General features: G+C 73.9%; 12 protein-coding genes. 1 reads left to right on the top strand and 11 read right to left on the bottom strand.

Annotated features, from left to right (window positions below):
• Positions 1 to 13 precede the first annotated feature (13 nt).
• Positions 14 to 1,000, top strand: coding sequence for a methyltransferase domain-containing protein (locus ABD269_RS00990; RefSeq protein ID WP_344115049.1), 987 nt, complete (start codon positions 14 to 16; stop codon positions 998 to 1,000).
• On the opposite strand, the gene ABD269_RS00985 is transcribed toward ABD269_RS00990, so the two are convergent.
• The 11 genes from ABD269_RS00985 to ABD269_RS00935 form a co-directional block, all read right to left on the bottom strand.
• Entirely contained in the window at positions 981 to 2,012 is a 1,032-nt protein-coding gene (locus ABD269_RS00985; RefSeq protein ID WP_344115047.1) for an FHA domain-containing protein, read from the bottom strand. The two genes, ABD269_RS00990 and ABD269_RS00985, sit on opposite strands and share 20 nt — an antisense overlap.
• 216 nt (positions 2,013 to 2,228) lie before the next feature.
• Positions 2,229 to 3,590 (bottom strand): vWA domain-containing protein, encoded by a 1,362-nt coding sequence (locus ABD269_RS00980; RefSeq protein ID WP_344115045.1) that lies wholly within the window; start codon positions 3,588 to 3,590, stop codon positions 2,229 to 2,231.
• 109 nt (positions 3,591 to 3,699) lie between these two features.
• Complete coding sequence (locus ABD269_RS00975) at positions 3,700 to 4,980, bottom strand: protein phosphatase 2C domain-containing protein (protein WP_301887352.1); 1,281 nt, start codon at positions 4,978 to 4,980, stop codon at positions 3,700 to 3,702.
• A 3-nt stretch (positions 4,981 to 4,983) separates the two neighbouring features.
• The gene (locus tag ABD269_RS00970) at positions 4,984 to 7,521 is read right to left on the bottom strand and encodes a serine/threonine-protein kinase (protein WP_344115042.1); all 2,538 of its coding nucleotides are present in this window, start codon (positions 7,519 to 7,521) and stop codon (positions 4,984 to 4,986) included.
• Positions 7,518 to 8,828: a hypothetical protein gene (locus ABD269_RS00965; protein WP_344115040.1), complete on the bottom strand. Its 1,311-nt coding sequence runs from the start codon at positions 8,826 to 8,828 to the stop codon at positions 7,518 to 7,520. The genes ABD269_RS00970 and ABD269_RS00965 overlap by 4 nt, the downstream gene beginning before the upstream one ends.
• A gap of 80 nt (positions 8,829 to 8,908) precedes the next feature.
• Complete coding sequence (locus ABD269_RS00960; RefSeq protein WP_344115038.1) at positions 8,909 to 9,907, bottom strand: glutamate ABC transporter substrate-binding protein; 999 nt, start codon at positions 9,905 to 9,907, stop codon at positions 8,909 to 8,911.
• Positions 9,908 to 9,924: 17 nt separating this feature from the next.
• Entirely contained in the window at positions 9,925 to 11,340 is a 1,416-nt protein-coding gene (locus tag ABD269_RS00955; RefSeq protein WP_425572802.1) for a hypothetical protein, read from the bottom strand.
• Positions 11,341 to 11,551: 211 nt separating this feature from the next.
• Positions 11,552 to 12,379, bottom strand: a complete 828-nt coding sequence (melC2, locus tag ABD269_RS00950; RefSeq protein WP_344115036.1) for a tyrosinase MelC2 — start codon at positions 12,377 to 12,379, stop codon at positions 11,552 to 11,554.
• A 49-nt stretch (positions 12,380 to 12,428) separates the two neighbouring features.
• Positions 12,429 to 12,842: an apotyrosinase chaperone MelC1 gene (gene melC1, locus ABD269_RS00945; protein WP_344115034.1), complete on the bottom strand. Its 414-nt coding sequence runs from the start codon at positions 12,840 to 12,842 to the stop codon at positions 12,429 to 12,431.
• 681 nt (positions 12,843 to 13,523) lie between these two features.
• Positions 13,524 to 14,510 carry an N-acetylglucosamine kinase gene (locus tag ABD269_RS00940; protein ID WP_344115032.1) on the bottom strand — a complete coding sequence of 329 codons (987 nt, stop codon included), beginning with the start codon at positions 14,508 to 14,510 and terminating at the stop codon, positions 13,524 to 13,526.
• Complete coding sequence (locus tag ABD269_RS00935) at positions 14,501 to 15,754, bottom strand: 6-phospho-beta-glucosidase (protein ID WP_344115030.1); 1,254 nt, start codon at positions 15,752 to 15,754, stop codon at positions 14,501 to 14,503. Before ABD269_RS00935 ends, ABD269_RS00940 begins: the two co-directional genes overlap by 10 nt.
• Positions 15,755 to 15,772: the final 18 nt, after the last annotated feature.

The following is a 15,772-nucleotide window of genomic DNA, read 5'->3' as shown; positions in this document are numbered from 1 at the left end:
GCACCCTGGAAGCATGGCCGAAGAAGGCATGGCCGAGGACGAGGAGCTCGCGGCCGGTCTGCGCGCCGGGCTCGTACGGGAGCTGGTCGCCCGCGGCGAGCTGACCGACCCCCGGTGGCTGGCCGCCTTCGAGGAGGTCCCGCGCGAGCTCTTCGTGCCCTCTTACTACGTGGGCGCTCCCGGCGGACACCGGCGGCTCTCCCGCGACGACCCGGACCCGCGGGCGCGCGACGCCTGGCTGAGCGGGGTCTATGTGGACGAGCCGCTGGCCACGTACGTCCGGGGCGGCGAGCTGATCTCCTCCAGCAGCCAGCCGTCCCTGATGGCCAAGATGCTCGCGGCCCTGGACCTCCACGACGGCCACACCGTCCTGGAGATCGGCGCGGGCACCGGCTACAACGCCGCGCTGCTCGCGCACCGCCTCGGTGACGACGCCGTGACGACCGTCGACCTCGACCCCGAGATCACGGACGCCGCCCGCGCGCACCTCGCGGCGGCCGGCTTCCACCCCACGGTCGTCACCGGTGACGGGGCGCTCGGCTGTCCGTCATGCGCCCCCTTCGACCGGACCATGGCCACCTGCGCCCTGTCCTCCGTGCCGCCCGCCTGGGTCGCACAGAGCGGGCCGGGCGGGCTGATCCTCGCCCCGCTCGCCACCGGCCTGATCGCCCTGCGGGTCGCGGACGCCACGCATGCGGAAGGCAGGTTCCTGCGGACCCCCGCCTTTTTCGTGCCGCTGCGCGGCGCGGCCGTGCCACCGCCGCCCGACCGGAGCGGGCTCCCCTGGCGCCTGCTGAGCAGCGACCGGTTCCAATTCCTGCTGACGCTGAGCCGGATGGCACCGGCGGACGCCCTCGCCCTGTGGCACGACGAAGGCCGCCCGCCGCGCGAACGCTACGGCGTGACCGTGGCCGGGGACCGGCAGTGGGCCTGGCTCGACACCCCCGAAGGACCCTGGCGCTGGCCGCTCGGCCGGGAGATCAGCTCCGGCGGAGCGTGATCGTCGTCCAGGCGCCGACGTGCACCCGGTCGCCGTCGTGGAGCGGCACCGGGACGTACGGCTGGATGGGCTCCGCCGAGCCGTTGATCGTGGTGCCGTTGGTGGAGTCCTGGTCGACGACCGCCCAGCTGCCGTCCGGCTGCTGCACCAGCATGGCGTGCTGGTGCGAGACGCCCGGGTCCTCCGGCGGCCGGGACAGGTCGATGTCCGGGGACTCCCCGGTGCTGTGCCGGCGGCGGCCGATCGTCACCTGCGGGCCCCCGAGCGGAAGCTGGAGCTCGGGGGAGTAGGCGGGCAGGTTCAGCCCGGCCGCCTCCGGACCGCTGCGGTTCATCATCGCCAGGAAGTAGTCGCGGTCGGGTGCCACGACCGCGGTCCAGCCCGCGGGCGCGGCGGGCGGCCCCGCCTGCGGCGGCACGCTCTGCGGCACGCCCTCGCCCGCGTGCTCCTGATACGGAGCCGCATGCTCCTGATACGGGGCGGCGTGTTCCTGATAGGGAGCCGCGTGCTCCGCGTACGGGTACGACGGCGCCGACGCCGAACTCGGCGGCGGCAGCATCCAGTCGTCGTCGTCACCGAAAGACGACGCCGGGTGCGTCTCCGGAGTGAGCGGCTCGGCCGGCCGGTTGATCCGGGACGGACGCGAACCGTAGTACTCGTACGACTGCGGCGGCTGGGTGTGCTGCGGTGCCGGGGGCGGCGCCGACTGCGGCTCCTGCGCTTGCGGCACCGGCGGCGGACCGAACGAACCCCCCGGGTGCGTCAGGAAGTTGTGGCGGCACTCCTCGCAGAAGGGCGCCTGCGCCTCACGCGGCGTACGGCAGCGCGGGCACAGCTCCGCCTGGACGGTCGTCTCCCCGTAATAGCCACCGCCCGTGCCGGACAGGGGCGGTGCGGAAGGCGGTGGCGGCGGCGGGACGGCACCCGCGGGGGCGGCCGCCGACATTCGGTGGCCGCACACCTCGCACCAGTCGTCGGCCGCCGACTGATGGCCGTTCGGGCAGGTCGGCATGTCGGTTGATTCCCCCTCGTGTGCCGTTCGTCGCCGGTCTCTTCGCCGGTTCGTCGCACCGGATCGTCTCACCGGGGCACGCACCGGTCGCCGCCGGGCCGCCACCGGACGGGGGCGAGCCCGGTCCGTACCGATGCGCGAACCCCGGCCGGCCCGCCGCCGGGAGCCGCCACCGCCACCCTCGCGGCAGCCGCGCGCCCCCTGCGCCGTTCCTCGCTACTTCTTCACTCGTACGGTCTTGGTCGAGCGCGTTTCGAGCGTCATCCGCGCCTCGGCCGTGACCTTCGCCTTCAGCCGCACAGTACCCGTCGCGGCGTCCACGACGTCCACCACTTTCGCAAGGAGTTTCGCGGTGTCCTCGTTGCCGGACCGGTTCGCCAGCTGCACGGCGCGGCCGAGCTTGGCCGTGGCCCCGTCGACGTCCCCCGACTTCCGCAGGTCCAGGCCCTGTTGGATGACCTCGGCCAGCTCGGCCTGCCCGGTGTAGTGGGCGACCTGGGGGTTGATGGACGTCGACGCCGCCAGGTCGTCCGTCCAGATCGCCCGGACCAGCCCCTGCGCGAGCGCCCGCGGCGTGGAGCCGTCCGGCGCGGGCAGCACGAGCGAGACCCGCGCGGCCAGCATCTCCTCGCCCACCGCGGCGCTCGGCACCCGCACGCACACGTGGTAGTCGCGCGACTCGTCGCCCCACGAACCCGTCGGATAGTCGCCCGTGCGCGGCCCCGACTCGGTCCGCCTGCCGGTCAGTTCCTCCATCGACGGCGCGACCTGCTTGACGAACCGCACCTCGGCGCCCAGCGGGGTCCACAGCCGCAGTGCCACGTCCGCGACCTCCTTGCCCATGGTGGCCCGCATCATGCTGGTGAAGTCCGCGGCCAGCCCGGCCGGATCGGCGACGATGTCGGCGGTGCCCAGCAGCGCCGAGGCGATGCCGGTGACCTCCTTGACCTCCCAGTCCGTCCCCACGCCCCGCGCGTCACAGGTGAACCGTCCCGCGCACGCGTCCAGCGTGGCCCGCAGCGCCTCCGGCTCCTCGTGCTCGTTGCGGCCGTCGGTCAGCAGGATGCCGTGGCGTATCGCGGTGTCGGACGATTCCAGCAGCCGGTCGGCCAGCCGCAGCCAGGTGCCGATCGCGGTGCCGCCGCCCGGAGCGAGCTTGCGCAGCGCCTCCTTGGCCTGCTGCCGGGTGACGGGACCGGCCACCGCGAGCCGGCCGCCGCCGGGGTACGCCTCCTTCGCCTGGTGCGTACCGGCCACCACGGCGAAGGCCACGCCGTCGCGCAGGGTGTCGATGGCGGCCGCGGTGGCGTCCCGGGCGTTGCGCATCTTGGTGGGCGGATAGTCCATCGAGCCCGAGCAGTCGACCATGATGACGACGGCGGCGTCCGGACCCGGCTCACGGGCCGTGTGCGCGGAGGGGGACAACTGGGCCGGGATGGGCGTCTCTCCGGTGGTGCCACCCCCGGTCGAGGTGACCGTGACGATCGCGTCGACCTCGCGGCCGCCCTCGGGCAGATGGGCGTTCTGGTACACCTCGACCGTGAACCGGGGCACGCCCGGCTTGGAGAAAATGGCCATCTGAACCGCTCCTCGGTACTCATCACAAGCAACAAGTGGCGGGGGGCGGCCAGGCGCCCGGCACCGGACCCGGCACCGCGGTGTGCATCCCCCCGTGGACACGCGCGCGTCAGGCCGATCCTGCCCCTTCGAGCGGCAGCGGGAACGGCAGGACCGCCACTGTTACGTTGTCGTGGCCGCCCCCGTCGAGCGCGTGGGCCAGCAGCCGCCGCGCGCACTCCAGCGGCCGCTGCCGGGCGTCCGGCGGGGTGATCGCGGCCATGTGCTCGGCGGATTCCGCGTAGTTCCACAGCCCGTCGGTGCACACGATGACGACGCCCTCCCGGTCGGGGTGGAACGACGCGGTGTGCGGCTCGACCTCGTACGCGTCCGCGCCGAGCCAGCCGGTGATCGCGTGGGCGCGCTCGTCCGCGTACGCCTCGGCCTCCGACAGCAGGCCCGCCGCGACCATCTGGGCGGCCCACGAGTCGTCCTCGGTGAGCCGGGCGGGCTGGGTGGCGCGGTCCTCCGGCACCCAGTAGGCGCGGCTGTCGCCGATCCAGCCGACCGTCAGGAGGTCACCGGTGATGACGGCGCTGACGATGGTGCAGGCGGGGGCGTTCTCGTGGCGGTGCGGCTCGTGCCTGCGCGCCTCGTCCGCGGCCGGTGCCGTGGCGAGCGCGGTGACGGCCTCGGCGGCGTGGACGATCGCGTCGTGGGTGGCCTGCCGGGGGTCCGCACCCACCGGCAGGGCCGCCACGAGGGTCTCGCGCGCGGCCGCGCAGGCGGCCGCCGACGCCTCGTCGGGGCGGGTCGCGGACGACACGCCGTCACTGACAACGGCGACGGTGGCAGGGCCGCCGTCCGCGAGTGCCACGGTGGACACGGCGTACGCGTCCTCGTTCCGGTGGTGGCGCAGGCCGCGGTCACTGACCGCCGCGACGCCTGGCAACTGGTGCTCCATGTGATCCCGTTCGCGCGGCTGTGCATGACCGCAGTGTTCGCAGTACCCGTCCTTGTCGATCATGCCGGATCGGCAGGACCCGCAGATCCTGCCGGTGCCGTCCGCGCCGGGATGCGCGGCGCCCGGCTCCGGCGGCGCCCCGGAGACACCGTGCGCCGCCTGCGCGGGCACACCCCCGAAAACGCGCGCCTCGCGCGGGTCGGGGCCGGTGCCGGGCGCCGCCGAGGCATCGCTGCCGGGCGGCGGCCCCGGGGCGGGCCGGTCGGCCGCCCGTGCGGCCGTGCGCCCCTCCGGCGCCGTGAACAGGCCCCCGGGAGGCCCGGCCGACGGCAGCGGCGGCGCCGAGAGGTCGGCACCGCAGCCGCCGCAGAAATTGTCGGCCGGTTCCAGGGGCTCGTGGCAGGAGGGACATACCGTCAGCTGTGGGGGGCGCGGCAGTTGCGACATCGATCACACCCATGTCCTGGGGCGGAAACGGTTGGCCCGCTCCACCAGTTCGATCCGTTCCTCACCGCGCTGGGCGAGGCGCGCGAGCACGCGGTACGAGCGCTCCAGCCCGAAACGCAGCCCGCGCTCGTCCAGGCCGCTGCCGAGCAGCGTGGCGGTGTGCTCCGGACGCGCCCGCGCTCCCGGGGCGCCCGAGAGCACCCAGTCCAGCGCGGTGCCGAGCACCTCCGTGCACAGCCGCTCCCGCCGCACGGCGTCCAGCCCGAAGTCCGCGAGCCGTTCCACCTGGCCGGCCGCGGCCAGCAGGTCGTCCAGCAGCGCGTCCTGGGGGAGGCGTCCGCGCAGCCGGGCCCGTACCGCCGCGACCCGTGCCGCCGTGTAGTGGATGGACGCCTCCGGTATGGACTCCAGCGCGTCCACCGCGCCCGCCCGGTCCCCGGCGGCCAGCCGCACCCGGGCCAGGCCGAACGCGGCGCCGACGAAGCTCGGGTCCGTCGCCCACACCAGACGGTAGTACTCGGCGGCGTTGTCGAGCTGCCCCAGCACCTCCGCGCACACCCCCAGCGCCAGCTTCGGCGCGGGCTCGCCCGGGAACGCGTCGTAGACGGCGTCGAAGGACAGCGCGGCCGTCTCGTGGTCACCGCAGGCCAGCGCGTGCAGCCCGCGGTACCAGACGATCCGCCAGTCCTCGGGGTGCGCCGCCTCCAGCGCCTCGATCGCCTTCGACGCCGCACCCTCCTCGCCGAGCTCCAACTGGGCCCGCACGCGCCGCAGCCGCAGCTCCGGCGACGGGCTGGGCGCCGCCTGGAGCGCCGCGTACAGCTCGGCGGGCTGGGAGGCCAGCAGGCCCGCCAGGAAACCGGCGTTGGGGTCGTTCGGGTCGACCAGCGGCACCGGCAGGGCCAGCGCCGCGGCCCGGGTGTCCAGCGGGGCCACGGCCGCCGCCCGGCCGCCGCCCGCACCCGCGGGAAGCCGCTGCGCGGGCACCGCGGCAGCCACCGCCTTGCGGCCCGTCACCACCCGGGCGCCCAGCACCGACGTCTCGCACACCGTCTCCTCGAACAGCCGGGTGTCCACCACCCGCAGCTCCGGCCCGAACAGCGTGGACAGCGCGGGCCGCGGCCGCCCCGTCTGGAGCGCCACGACCTCCCGCAGCACGCCCGTCAGCTGGTCCGCCATCTCCTGCGCGGACGCGAACCGCCGCCCCGGATCGGGGTCGGTCGCCCGGACGAGCAGCCGGTAGAAGGACTCGTAGCGGGTGAAGACCTCGATGCTGTCGGGGTCCGGGAGGCTGTCCGCGAAGACGTTGGTGTAGCCCTGGAAGTCGAAGGTGAGCACCGCCAGCGTGCGCGCCACCGTGTACAGGTCGGAGGCGACGGACGGCCCCACCCGCGCGACCTCCGGCGCCTGGTAGCCCACGGTGCCGTAGATCGCGCTGTCGTCGTCGTCCATCCGCCGGACCGCGCCCATGTCGATCAGCTTGAGCTGGTCCTGCTGCTGGATGGCGTTGTCGACCTTGAAGTCGCAGTACAGCAGGTTGCGGCTGTGCAGGTGGCCCAGCGCGTCCAGCGCCTCGATGCCGTACGCGCACGCCTGCTCGACCGGCAGCGGGTCGCGCCGCCCGTCCGGCTGCCGCCGCTCGTTGGCGATCTCCTTGAGCGACTTGCCGCCCACGTACTCCATGACGATGTAGCCGTCGAGGCTGCCGGTCCGCTGGTCGAGGTGCTCGACGAAGTTGTAGATGCGGACGATGTTGGAGTGCTCGATCTCCGCGAGGAAGCGCCGCTCGGAGACGGCCACCGCCAGCGCGTCCTCGTCGCCCGTGTCGAGCAGGCCCTTGAGGACGACCCAGCGGTCGGAGACGGCGCGGTCCACGGCCAGATAGATCCAGCCGAGACCGCCGTGCGCGAGGCAGCCCACGACCTCGTACTGCCCGTGCACCACGTCGCCCGCGCGCAGCTTCGGGACGAAGGAGTACGGGTGCCCGCACTTGGTGCAGAAGCCCTCCGTGCGCCCCGGCCGGTCCCCGCGCGAACGCCCCACCTGCGCGCCGCAGTCGCCCTTGCTGCAGAACCGCTTGCGCTCGGGGACCTCGGGGTTGTCGAGGACCGCCGCCCGTGGATCGGGGCGCGGCACCTCCGGCACGCTCACCAGCCCCGCGCCCAGCTTGCCGCGCCCGGACACCGGGGCCGCCGAGGAGCGCGAGCTGCGCACCGAAACCGACCGGGCGCCCGCCGTGCCCCCGGACCCCTCCGAACCGCCGGTCAGTGAACGCGACAGCCTGCCCGAGACCGACCGGCGCGACGTCGAGGACCCCGACGATCTCGACGACGACCGCGACGACGACCCCGAGGACGACCGCGCCGAACCGCCGCTCTGCCCCGAGCCCCGCCCCCCGGCCGTCACCCCGGTGGCCGGGGACGCCAGCATGCCGCGCGGCGAGACCACCGGCGTCAGCCCGCAGGTGTCGCAGTACAGCTCGCCGCCGCCCACGTCCTCGTACGCCCCGGTGCAGCCCGGTCGCTGGCAGGCACCGCTCATGATTCCCCCCTACGGTCGACGGGCCCGGAGGTCCCGGTCGGCGCCAGTGCTTCGGCCAGCGCGTGCTGATAGCGCAGCACGGCCATTTCGGCGGCCACCAGATCACACGGAGCGCTCCACAGCATGCGGCGCGCCGCGTCGTGCCGCTCGATCAGGAAGGAGTCCTCCGCCAGGCCGTGCCGCCCCGCCTTCGCGCGGTACGCGTCCAGCCGCCCGCGCAGCTCGGCCCGTACGGCCAGCGGGGCGGTCACCGCGGCCAGCGACTCGCGGGCCCGCAGCAGTTCGTCCTCGGCCCGCTGCTCCAGGCCCTCCAGGAGCGGGGACAGGCGGTGCCACCGCGCGTGCCTGCGGTGGTCGGCGGCCGCCGCCAGCTGTTCGTACAGCGCGGTCGGCGGGCCCGACACGGCCGGCACCTCGAACGCGGCGATCTTGGACAGCACCTCGGCGCGCGCCTGGCGCGCCTCGTTCAGGGTGCGGTCCGCCCGCGAGAGGACGTCGCGCACGCCGAGCAGCCGCTGCTCGGCGTCCAGCCGGACGTCCAGGACGGCCTCGACCTCCCGCCGTACGTCCTCCAGGGCGCGCGCGGCGCGGTCGTAGCGCCCGGTGTCGGGGCGGCCGCCGCCCGGCGCGGAGCTGGGCGAGGCGCCCGCCCAGAAGGCCAGCGGATCGGACACCACCTCCGACCGCAGCGCGGTCAGCTCGTGGGTGATCTGCTCCAGGTCGTCACCGGAGGGGTGTTCGCCGGGCCGCACGCCCACCGAGTGGGCCAGGGAGCGGACGCGCTGCAGCTCCGCCGCCAGCAGGTCGATCCGCGCGGGCAGCGCGGACCAGACCGCGTCGGCGGTGACGACCACGTCGAGCGCCTGGGCGTACCAGCCGTTCATCCGCTCCAGGAGCTCCTGGAGGCTCAGCTGCTCGCTGAGGCGGGCGGCGGTGCCCGGCGAGGTGAAGGCGAGCGTCGCCTCACCGGGCAGGGTGACGCCGCTGCCGCGCAGCAGCTCGGTGAGCTCGGACAGCTCGGTCTGGGAGGGCCAGCGGCGCCGCGCGCGCAGCTCGCGGGCGGTCGTCAGGGCCGCCGTGTAGGCGTCGAAGCACGCCCACAGCCGCCCGATGAGCTGCTCGGCGGCCGCCCATCGGCTCTTGGTGGTGCCGGAGAGCTCCGCCCCTTCGAGGAGACGGCGCCCGGCGTGGTCCTGGAGGGCGAGGAGCGAGGTCTCGACGGCCTCGTGCTCCGCGCCGAGCCTCGCCAGCGCACGGTCCACCTCCTCGCGGCTCAAGGCCGGCCCGGTGGGCCCCGCGACCGCCATCGATCCCCTCTCCTGTCCGCGGTCCTGCCGCCGACGTCTCCGTAACGGTGATGCTCGTCGATCCTCGCGCCGGCCCGCCGTCAGTCCCGGTACTCGGGTGCCGGCGGGGCGTCCGTCCCGCCGAGGCCGGAGGCGAGCCAGTGCTGGTACGCCTGCATCCACGGGCTGTTGGCGCCACCGCTGCGGTAGTCCTCCAGCACCTTGTTGACCCGGCGTACCAGGTCCACGTCCTTGAGGTTCATCGCCACGCCGTACGGTTCGGTGGTGAACGGCTTTCCGACGAGCTCCACGGACGGGTCCTGGGCCGCCTGGCCGGCCGCCAGGGCGTTGTCGTTGACCACCGCGTCCACCTGGCCCAGCTGGAGCCGCACCAGGCAGTCGAGGTGGTTGGGGACGGTCAGCAGGGTCGAACCGTGCGGCTCTTCCCGCACCTTGGCCTCCGCCGTGGACCCCTCGGCCGTACAGACCTTCTTCCCCTTCAGCGAGTCGTCGAACGCCTTCACCGGCGACCCCTTGGGGACCAGCACCTGCTGCCCGGCCTCGAAGTAGGCGGTGGAGAAGGCGACTTGCTTGATCCGGTCGCAGTTGATGGTCATGGTGCGCGCGATGATGTCCACCTTGCCCGACTGCACGGCGGGGATCCGGCGGTTGGTGGGGATCGCCAGGAACATGACCTTGCCGGGGTCGCCCAGGATGTCCTTGGCGATGGCGTGCACCAGGTCGATGTCGAAGCCGCTCAGCTCCCCGGTGGCGGGATTGCGGTAGCCCCAGCGGTAGCTGTTCTGGTCGACGCCCGCGATCAGCTTGCCGCGGGCCTTGATCCGCTGGACGGCCGGGCCGTCCAGGTCGCCCGTCGGCCGCAGACTGGCCGCCGGGTTCTCGCACTTCGCCGCCGAGACGCCGCGCGCCTGCCCCTCGACCGCCGTCGGCGGCCGGTCCGGGCGCTCCGCGGCGGTGCCTTTCTGGGTGGGCACGAGCACGGCGGCCGTCGCCGCCAGCGCGCAGCCCGCCGCCGTCGCGGCCGCGAGCAGCGGCCTGGAGCGCGCTCGTGTCCCGAGCGCCCGCAGTGGTGCGTTCACGCCCCTGTCTCCCCCCGTCACCGGTACTCCGACAGTCTGCGCCCGATGCCGAGCACGGCGCCCGCCGCCCCCAGGACGGCCAGCACGGCGGCGCCCGCCGCGAGGCCCGAGAGCGCGCCGCGCCCGTCGTCGGCCGCCTGCCGGAACTCGCTCTGCTCATGGTCCAGGGCCTGCCGCAGCTCGTCGTCGACGCGGTCGAAGGACTCGCCCGTGCTGCCCGTCTCGCCGATCACCTTGGGCACGGCCTGGTCGTAATAGCCGCCGTCGTCGGTGGCGCGGGCGCCGCTGTGCCGGCGCTGCCACTCCCGTACGTCCTTGATCGCCGCCTCCACGGGGGCGCGCCCCGCGGTGTCGTCGGCGAGCTCGCGGGCGCGGTCCAGGAGGCTGCCGGGAGCGGGGTCGCCGTGGTCGCCGCCGATGAGCTTGCCCATGCCGTCGCGGTAGCTCGCCTCGTAGGCGTCGTCGCCGCTCTTGGTCAGGACGGCGCCGCGCGCCACCAGGGTGAGGTTCTCGTCGCCGCGGGCCTGGAGGGAGCCGATCCGGGCCTCGTTGAGCACCTGGAGGGACTCGGCGCCGTGGGCGGAGGAGCTCTCCAGACCGGAGCGGGCCACTCCGTGGCCGACGGCCAGCCAGAGCAGCACCACCGTGGTGGCGCCGGTCGCGGCCAGCAGGCCGTGGTTGAAGACGCGGTTGGTACGCAGGAAGGAGCGCCGCTGGGCCCAGCCGAGCGCGCCGAGGGCGAGCACCCCGGTGCCCAGGGCGGCCCAGGGCCAGGCCTTGGCGTCGCCGTAGTCGGAGCCGAGGCGGCCGGTCTCCGACTCGTAGAGCCCGCGCGCGGCGGGCAGCAGGTCGTCGCGCATCCGGTCGCCCGCGTAGCGCAGATAGGCGCCGCCGAGGGGGAGGCCCTGCCGGTTGTTGGCGCGGGCGGCCTCCACCAGGCCGGTGTACTGCGGGAGTGCCGCGTTGAGCTCGGCGATGCGGCTGCGGGAGGTGTCCGAACCGGCCGTGCCGGCGGCCGCCTTGACCAGCAGCTCGGTGGCGCGCGCGATGTCCTTCTCGTACCGCTGCCGGACCGCGCGCGGCTCCTGCCCGCCCGCGAGGAAGCCGCTCGCGGCCGTGGTGTCGGCGTCGGCGAGGGAGCGGTAGATGTCCGCGGCCTCGGCGCTCAGCGGCTGGCTGCGGTGCACGACGTCGTCGGCGGCCGAGGATCTGGCCGCGACCTGCCACGCGGTGACCGTGCCGAACGCGACCAGCAGCAGGGCCAGGACGGCGCCTATGATGCGCAGCCGCCCCGGCTCGGTCGTCGCCGCGGCCCGCAGCCGGTCGAGCGCCTCGCGCCAGGCGACGGACCGCTCGGGCGGCTGCGCGGGCGCGGGCGGGGACGGCACAGGCGGCGGTGGCGCGACGGCTCCGGCCGGCTGCGGATGGGACACGAGACCTCCCCCTCGGTCGCTGAGGGCGGCCCGTCACCCGATGCGGTGGAGGACAGGTGCCCGGCCAGTCAGTATGGCCGCAGGGACTGACAAACACACCGGTGCCGGACCGATCTTGTTCGGATCGGGATCTTCACCGGGGTCTGCGTCGGCCTCTGTACCCCACCACGTACGGCGGGCCCGTTCGGTTCCCGGGCCGGCCGAACGACCGTCAGCGGTCGTAGGTGTAGAACTTCGTGTGGTCGAGCATGTCGGCCGGGGTCACGTTGTTCCAGGGGCGCATCGTGTCCTTGAGGTCCACGACGTTCGCGGTGCCGCCGGCGGGCAGGTAGCCCGAAGTCGGGTGCATGCGCTGCCAGTCCGACCACAGCTTGTCGATGAAGCAGTGGTGCAGCCAGAACGCCGGGTCGTTGGGGGAGTAGCCGGTGGCCATCTGGCCGCCGATCCACACGTGCACGCTGTTGTGGATGCGGCCCTGGCCGCGCCAGCCCTCCAGGTAGTTGCGGAAGCTGCCCTCCGAGAGGCTGTTGAAGGGCGCCGTGTCGTAGGTGGTCATCGCGAGCACGGCGTCCACCTGCGCGCGCGTGGGCAGCTGGGCACCGTCGGCGCCCAGTTCACGCTGGAGGTAGGGACGGTCGTCGCTGCTGGCGTTGATGTTCCACTTGCCCGTGGAGTAGGCGAACGGGCCGGTCATCACCTGGGCGTCGCGGCTGCGGCCGTTGCCGCCGAGGAAGTCGTCGCCCCAGATGGAGGCGGTGGGCGTGCGGTCGACGGTCCAGTCCCAGTAGGGGAGCGACACCGACGCGTCTATCTTCTGCAGCTCTCCCTCGAACTGGATCAGGAAGCGGCGGTGCCACGGGAGGAAGGACGGCGAGCGGTGGCCGACGCGGTCGCTGTTGTCGCGGTCGCTCATGATGAACTCTTCGTGCGTACGGACGAAGCCGTCGTAGATGCCGCGCTTCTTCAGCTCCAGCACCGCGTTGACGAAGTTCCGCTTGTCGGTGGCGGAGAGGCCCGCCTGGTTCTTGCGCACTGCCATGGTGGTTCGTGTTCCTTTCGGGTCGGGTTCGGTGTCCGGCAGTGGTGGGTCAGTGCGCCATGTTCATCATCATCGGGACGAGCTCGGCGCCCCGGAGCTTGTCGACCGCGGCGCGGGCTATCGCGTACGGGTCGGCGAGCGGCAGGTAGTGGTTGACGATGCTGATCCAGGTGCCGTCGCCGTTCTGCATGATGTGCAGCTCCCGGTCGTCGATGAAGACCGAGAAGCCGTCGCCGTGGTGGGCGCTCATGCTGCCGGGCTCGGCGGCCTTACCGACGATGTGCCGGCCCTGGTACATCTCGTCGAACGGCTGGGGACCGCCGTGGCCGGTGTGGCCGGAGTGGTCCATGCCGGTCATGGCGCCGCGGGTGGCGGCCATCGCGGTCGGAGCGGCCAGCGCGACGCCGGCCACGGCTACGGCGGTGCCTCTGAGTACGACGCGTCGGGTGATGTTGGACGACATGGGTGTCGAACCCCCCTCGAAAGGTGATCAGGAGCGCGGTTGTCACGAATGCGCCCGCAAATCCCTTTTGATGGCGGTTGCTTGTTGTATTTCGTGATCAATCCGTGCGAGGCGGATGCTCGCACGGGTGGATGGGGGGCGAGAAATGGTTGGTCGCTTTACGGACATTCGGTGCGTGAAGGGTGAACTATCGCCGGGGGAGAAGTTTCTGGCGTATGGCCTTACTGACGCCGAGTCAGGAGAATTTCCGGTCACGGATGATCTTGGTGACCGTTTCTTCGGAGCATGGCCGTCCGCGGTGACGGGTCTCACGGCGCGAGGATGACGCGAACGTGAGCGTGATCAGGCCAGGGGTGGGTGCGGGTTGCTTGCGCCTGCGGCGGGCTTGTTCCCCTATCCCGCCCCTTCCCGCAACGTCTGATGCTCGGCTCCGCCGAGGCCGGGGCTTCGCCCCGGACCCGTGCCCGGGTGCGGCCCGGCGGGCTTGTTCCCCTACCCCGCCCCTTCCCGAAACTGGGGGCTTCGCCCCCAGGCCCCCGGGGAGCGCAATCAGCCCGTCCGGCGTTTGAGGACGCGCCCGCAGGGCGCTCCCGCCGCAGGCGGCGGACCGGCCCGCAGTCGGGGGTCCGGGGCACGCGCCCCGGTTTCGGGGAGGGGCGGGGTGGGGAACAAACACCGCCGCTACGCGAAGTGCGAACGCAAGCGCGCGTACGCGGGAGCCGGAGCCGAGGTCCGGTCCAGGCCCAACAGGGCGGCGCCCAGCACAGGGCGAGCCGTCACCACCACCGGCACAGCCTTCGGCGCGCGCTCCGACAGCAGTTCCACGACGCGGTCGTGCAGCAGGGGGTGGCGCGCGGCCAGGACACCGCCGCCCAGGACCACGGGGACGGGCGACTCCAGGAGATCGAGCCGCGCCAGAGCCACCGACGCCATGGCGACCACCTCCTCCGCCTGCCGGGCCACGAGCGCCCCCGCGACCGCGTCCCCCGCCGCGGCCACCGCGAACAGCAGCGGCGTGATCTCGTACTGCCGGTCCTCGTCCACAGTGCCCAGGTGCAGCGCCTCGATCAGCGCGGGCATGCCCGGCAGCCCGAAGTGTGCGGGCAGGGCGTGGGCCAGCTCGGTCGGCACGCCGCGTCCGTCGTCCGCGCGCGCCGCCCACCACAGGGCCTCGGACGCCAGGTGGCCGCCGCCTCCCCAGTCGCCGGAGAGCCGGCCGATCGCGGGGAAGCGGGCGGTTCGGCCGCCCGGCGCCAGGCCCGCGCAGTTGATGCCGGCCCCGCACACCACGGCCACGCCCGCGGGCTCGCCCTCGTCCGGCAGCCCCGCCCGCAGCAGCGCGAAGGTGTCGTTGGCGACCGTGACCGTACGCCCCCAGCCGTGTGCCTCGATCTCGGCGGTGAGCCGCTCCTCCTCCACCGGCAGATCGGCGTTGGCCAGGCACGCCTGGACGTGGCCCACCCGCACCGGGCCGGTGTGCCCGGCCCGCGCCGCCGCCTCGGCCAGCAGCGGACCGAGGCTCGCGACCGCCTGCCCGGCCCCCGTCCGCTGTGGCTGGAAACCCCCGCCCCGCGCCGCTCCGAGCACGGTCCCGTCCGCGGCCACCAGGGCCACGTCGGTCTTGCTGTTGCCCGCGTCGATCGCGAGCGCCGTGTCGCTCAGGCCCACGCGAGGTGCTCCCGGTTGTGCGCGATGAGGTCGTCGGTCAGCCGGTCCGCGTAGGCGACCTGGCCGATCAGCGGATGCGCGAGCAGCGCGTCGAACACCCGGCCGCGACCGCCCTTGAGCGCCGCCTCCAGCGCCAGGTGTTCATAGGCGGTGACGCCCGCGACCAGCCCGGCGAACAGCGGCTCCAAGGGGTGTACGGGAAGCGGGTGCGCGCCCCGCGCGTCCACCGACGCGGGCACCTCGATGACCGCGTCGTCCGGCAGGAACGGCAGCGTGCCGTTGTTGAGGGCGTTGACGACCTGTACGTCGCCGGTGTCGCGCAGCAGCGAGGACGTCAGCGCGACCGCCGCCTCCGAATAGAAGGCGCCGCCCCGCTTGCCCAGCAGCTCCGGCTTCTCGTCCAGCGCCGGATCGCCGTAGAGCGCCAGCAGCTGCCGCTCCATCTCGGCCACCTCGGCCGCCCGCGAGGGCCTGCCCAGGAGCTCCCGTACGACCTCGTCGTGCTGGTAGAAGTAGCGCAGGTAGTACGAGGGCACGACGCCCAGGCGGTCCAGCAGCTCCCGCGGCATGTGCAGGTCGGCGGCGATGGCCTCGCCGTGCTCGGCGAGCAGCTGCGGCAGCACGTTGTGGCCGCCGACGGTCACCGACCGCTCCCAGGTGAGGTGGTTGAGCCCCACGTGCTCCAGGGAGACCGCCTCCGGCGCCACCCCCAGGTGCCGGGCGAACTTCCGCTGGAAGCCGATGGCCACGTTGCACAGCCCGACCGCCCGGTGGCCCGCGGTCAGCAGCGCCCGGGTCACGATCCCCACCGGGTTGGTGAAGTCCACGATCCACGCGTCGGGGTTGCGCCGCCGTACGCGCTCCGCGATGTCCAGCACCACCGGGACCGTGCGCAGCGCCTTGGCGAGGCCGCCGGCGCCCGTCGTCTCCTGGCCGACGCAGCCGCAGTCCAGCGGCCAGGTCTCGTCCTCGTTGCGGGCGGCCTGGCCGCCCACGCGCAGCTGGAGCAGCACGGCGTCGGCGCCGTCCACGCCCGCGTCCAGGTCGGAGGTCCAGGAGATCCGGCCGGGGTGGCCCTGCCGGGCGAAGATCCGGCGCGCGAGCCCGCCGACGAGCTCCAGGCGGTCCGCGGCCGGGTCGATCAGGACGAGTTCCGCGAGCGGCAGCGCGTCGCGCAACCGGGCGAAGCCGTCGACGAGTTCGGGGGTGTAGGTCGAGCCTCCGCCGACCACGGCGAGCTTCATGTGCGCTCCATGGGAATG

Origin of the sequence: Streptomyces blastmyceticus, assembly GCF_039521185.1 — a bacterium.
GTDB classification, from domain to species: domain Bacteria; phylum Actinomycetota; class Actinomycetes; order Streptomycetales; family Streptomycetaceae; genus Streptomyces; species Streptomyces blastmyceticus.
Note: the sequence above shows the minus strand (reverse complement) of the source record. Positions and strands in the feature narration are given on the sequence as shown.